The sequence below is a fragment of the Rhizobacter sp. P2_H2 genome, assembly GCF_056403375.1.
The window spans coordinates 1-3,844 of record NZ_JBFUFP010000506.1 but is presented as its reverse complement, the minus strand read 5'-3'; the positions used below and the strand labels follow the sequence as shown (position 1 = coordinate 3,844).

Genomic DNA, 3,844 nt, shown 5'->3' with positions numbered 1-3,844 from the left:
GGGCCCCCGCCGCATGGCCAACATCCTGCTTGTCGACGACGACCCCGACCTGCTGAAGCTGCTGTCGATGCGGCTCGGCGCGGCCGGCCACCGCGTGACCTCGGTCGAGTCGGCCGAGGCGGCGCTGACGCAGCTGGCGGTCGCGCGGCCGCAGCTGGTGGTGAGCGACGTGCAGCTGCCGGGGCGCGACGGCCTCGCGCTGTTCGACGAGATCCGCGCGCGCCATCCGGCGCTGCCGGTGATCCTGCTGWCGGCGCACGGCACCATCCCCGATGCGGTCGAGGCCACCGCACGCGGCGTCTTCAGCTACCTGACCAAGCCGTTCGACGGCAAGGCGCTGCTCGACAAGGTGAACCAGGCGCTGGCGCTCGCGCCGCCGTTGCCGCACGCCGAGGATGGCGACGGCGCCTGGCGTGCCGCGATCGTCAGCCGCTCCGGCCCGATGACCGAGCTGCTCGGCGAGGCCAAGATGGTGGCCGCGTCCGATGCGAGCGTGCTGATCCGCGGCGAGAGCGGCAGCGGCAAGGAGCTGCTCGCGCAGGCCATCCACCGCGCGAGCGCGCGTGCCGCGAAGCCGTTCGTCGCGGTGAACTGCAGCGCGATCCCCGAGGCGCTGCTCGAATCCGAGCTGTTCGGCCACGTGAAGGGCTCGTTCACCGGCGCGGTCGCGAACCACCGCGGCCTGTTCGTCACGGCCGACGGCGGCACGCTGTTCCTCGACGAGATCGGCGACATGCCGCCGGCGCTGCAGGTCAAGCTGCTGCGCGTGCTGCAGGAGCGCTCGGTGCGGCCGGTCGGCGCGAGCCAGGCGGTGCCGGTGGACGTGCGCATCCTGTCGGCCACGCACCGCGACCTCGATGCGGCGATGGCCGAGGGCCAGTTCCGCGAAGACCTGTACTACCGGCTCAACGTGGTGTCGCTGCACCTGCCGACGCTGGCCGAACGGCGCGACGACATCCCGCTGCTGGTGAACCACTTCCTCGCGAAGCTGGGCGAGAAGTACGGCAAGCGCTTCAACGGCTTCGCGCCCGAGGCGATGAAGGCACTGACCACCGCGAGCTGGCCCGGCAACGTGCGCCAGCTGCACAACGTGGTGGAACAGGTGTGCGCGCTGACGACCACGCCGCTGATCCCGCTGACGCTGGTGCAGCGCGCGCTGCGCGTGCCGTCGGTCGAGGTGCTGACCTACGCGCAGGCGCGCGAGCGCTTCGAGCGCGACTACCTGGTCGGCCTGCTGAAGCTGACCGATGGCAACGCCGCCGACGCGGCGCGGCTGGCCGACCGCAACCGCACCGAGTTCTACCGGCTGCTGCAGCGCAACGGCCTGACGCCGGGGCAGTTCAAGGCGGCGGCGGACGACGAGGGCTGAACCCGGCGATCGGATTCAAGCCCACGCGGCTGGATGCGAGCCCGGCGGCATCGACGGCCAGCGCCACAGCGGCGGCGTTTCAGAGAACTGCGGCGCATGGCGCACTGCGACGAGGCGACCGAAGCCCGACGGTTCGCTGACGAGGAAGGGCGTGATGTCGGGCGCTTGCGCCTTCAGTCCGCCGTCGACCCGGCCGAGCGACCGCAGCCACTGCCCGACGCCCGCCAGCGACACCTGCACATGCCAGCTGCCGCCTTCGCGCGCCTGGCGCCACAGCGCGGCCTGCGCGCCGAAGGCCAGCAGGTAGCCTGCCGCGTAGTCCAGCGCCTGCAGCGGCAGGGCCTGCGGCTTCGCGGCGCCGGCGGCGCGTGCCTCGGCGTCGTTGAAGCCGGTGGCGGTCTGCACCAGCGAATCGAAGCTGCGCCGCGTCGACCACGGGCCGGTCGATCCGTAGGCCGACAGCGACACCGCGACGATGCCCGGCCGCAGCGCGGCGAGCTGCTCCGGCCCGAAGCCCAGCGCCTGCAGGCCGCCCGGACGGTAGCCCTGCACGAAGACATGCGCATCGGCCAGCAGCTCCTGCAGTCGCTCGCGCCCCGCGCCGCTGCGCAGGTCGAGGTGGGCCGAGCGCTTGCCGCGGCTGGTCTCGGCGATCGCGTCGATGTTGGGCAGGTGGGGCGAATTCAGCAGCAGCACCTCGGCACCGTAGGCCGCGAGCGTGCGGCCGGCCACCGGGCCGGCGAGGATGCGCGTCAGGTCGAGCACGCGCAGGCCGTGCAGCGGGCGATCGGTGTCGGCGGCGTGGGTCCATTCGCGCGGGGCTGCGTCGCCGAGGCGTTCGATGCGCACCGCCGGCTGGCCGGCCAGCGCCAGGGCTTGCGGATGCCGGTCCCAGGTGTCGACGCTGCGCAGCGCGGCGACCACCAGGCCGGCCTGCGCCGCCGCGTCTTCGAACTCCTCGGCGCGCCAGCTGCGCAAGGCCTGCTCGACGGCGGGGCGCTCGGTGGCGTCGCCGGTCGGGCAGCCGAGCAGCTTCAGCGCGCCGTCACGGTGATGCGCGAAGTTCGCGTGCAGGCGCACCCAGCCCGGCTCGCCGAGCGCCTCGCCGCAGCGGTACAGGCCCGACAGCTTGTCCCAGAGATGCAGGGCGCGGCCGTCGAGCGTGAAGTGCGCGCAGCTCTCCAGCACGGCGTTCTCTCGCGGCACCAGCACGCGCTGCCGGCGCCCATGGCGCAGGTGCCACAGCTCGGCGGCCGCGCCGGAGGCAGCGGCCATGCTGGCCTGGATCGCATCGGCGACGGCGAAGCTGCTCGGCAGCACCGGGGCATCGCCGGGCGCTTCGATGTGATCGAGCGCCGCCGCCGGCAGGCCGGCCTGCTGCCACAGGCCGGACAAGGCGTGCTGCGCCGGACCGGCATCACGATCATCGATGGGCACGCGGTGCTCCAGGGGGGGTGAAGATGGCGCGCATTCGACACCGCCACGCGGCACCCGTCAATCGCCCACGTCAATCGCCCACGTCAGGCGCCCAGCCCGGCGATCAGCGAGTGGTGCAGCGAGACGCCGGCCAGCACGCCATCGGCCGACGCGAAGGTGGCGTTGTGGCGCAGGTGGGCCGCATCGCCGGCCGCGTAGACGCCGGGCACGCTGGTCTGCTTCATGTCGTTGACGCGCAGCATCGGGCCGAACGGGCCGTCGGTGAGCTCGCAGCCCAGCGAGTCGACCAGCTCGTGGCCGATGCGCACGCGCGGCGCGACGAACAGCGCGTCCAGCGGCAGCGAGCGGCCGTCCGCGAGGCGCGCCGCGCTGAGCCGCGGCAGCGGCCCTTCGAGGGCCTGCACCACGGCGGGCTCGATCGCGACGCCGTGCGCACGCAGCCGCCCGGCCTCGTCGTCGTCGAGCTGCTGCCCGTTCAGCAGCAGCGTCGTCGGCCCCCACTCCTTGATCAGCAGCGCATGGTGCACCGAGGCCGGTCCGGCCGACAGCACGCCGAGGCGCCGCCCGGCCTCTTCGTAGCCGTGGCAGTACGGGCAGTGCAGCACGCTCACGCCCCAGCGCGGCGCGAGGCCGTCGATGTCGGGGAAGGTGTCCTGCACGCCGATCGCCAGCAGCAGCCGGCGCGCGGCGAGCGTGCGGCCGTCGTCGAGCGACACGCTGAACTGCCGGCCGCCATCGCCATCACCGTCCCGGCGTGCGCGCAGCGCGCGGCCGCTGACGAACTGCACCGTCGGGTAGGCCTGCACGCGTTCGCGTGCGGCAGCGATCAGCTGCAGCGGCGGCGTGCCGTCCTGCGCGAAGAAGCCGTGCGACCGGGCCGCGAAGCGATTGCGCGGTGCGCCGTCGTCGACCACCGCGACCGTGCGGCGGGCGCGCGCCAGCTGCAGCGCGGCCGACAGGCCGGCGAAGCTGCCGCCGATCACGACGGCGTCAAGGGATGCATCGAGGGTTTCAATGGGCATGGTGGAAGTCCTTCAT

At 73.5% G+C, this 3,844-nt stretch carries 3 protein-coding genes; 1 reads left to right on the top strand and 2 read right to left on the bottom strand.

Annotated elements, in window-relative coordinates; translation table 11 throughout:
• Positions 1–13 precede the first annotated feature (13 nt).
• Positions 14–1,369 carry a sigma 54-interacting transcriptional regulator gene (locus tag AC1D15_RS21270; RefSeq protein WP_477827536.1) on the top strand — a complete coding sequence of 452 codons (1,356 nt, stop codon included), beginning with the start codon at positions 14–16 and terminating at the stop codon, positions 1,367–1,369.
• Positions 1,370–1,384: 15 nt separating this feature from the next.
• Here AC1D15_RS21270 and AC1D15_RS21265 read toward each other — a convergent pair whose 3' ends face one another.
• Together AC1D15_RS21265 and AC1D15_RS21260 are read right to left on the bottom strand one after the other, a co-directional pair.
• Positions 1,385–2,806 (bottom strand): CoA transferase, encoded by a 1,422-nt coding sequence (locus AC1D15_RS21265; protein ID WP_477827535.1) that lies wholly within the window; start codon positions 2,804–2,806, stop codon positions 1,385–1,387.
• 83 nt (positions 2,807–2,889) lie between these two features.
• Complete coding sequence (locus tag AC1D15_RS21260) at positions 2,890–3,828, bottom strand: NAD(P)/FAD-dependent oxidoreductase (protein ID WP_477827534.1); 939 nt, start codon at positions 3,826–3,828, stop codon at positions 2,890–2,892.
• Positions 3,829–3,844: the final 16 nt, after the last annotated feature.

What these genes read in the sequence shown, in the direction of transcription:
- AC1D15_RS21260 (WP_477827534.1), bottom strand. Translation starts at nt 3,828, where the DNA reads ATGCCCATTGAAACCCTCGATGCATCCCTTGACGCCGTCGTGATCGGC.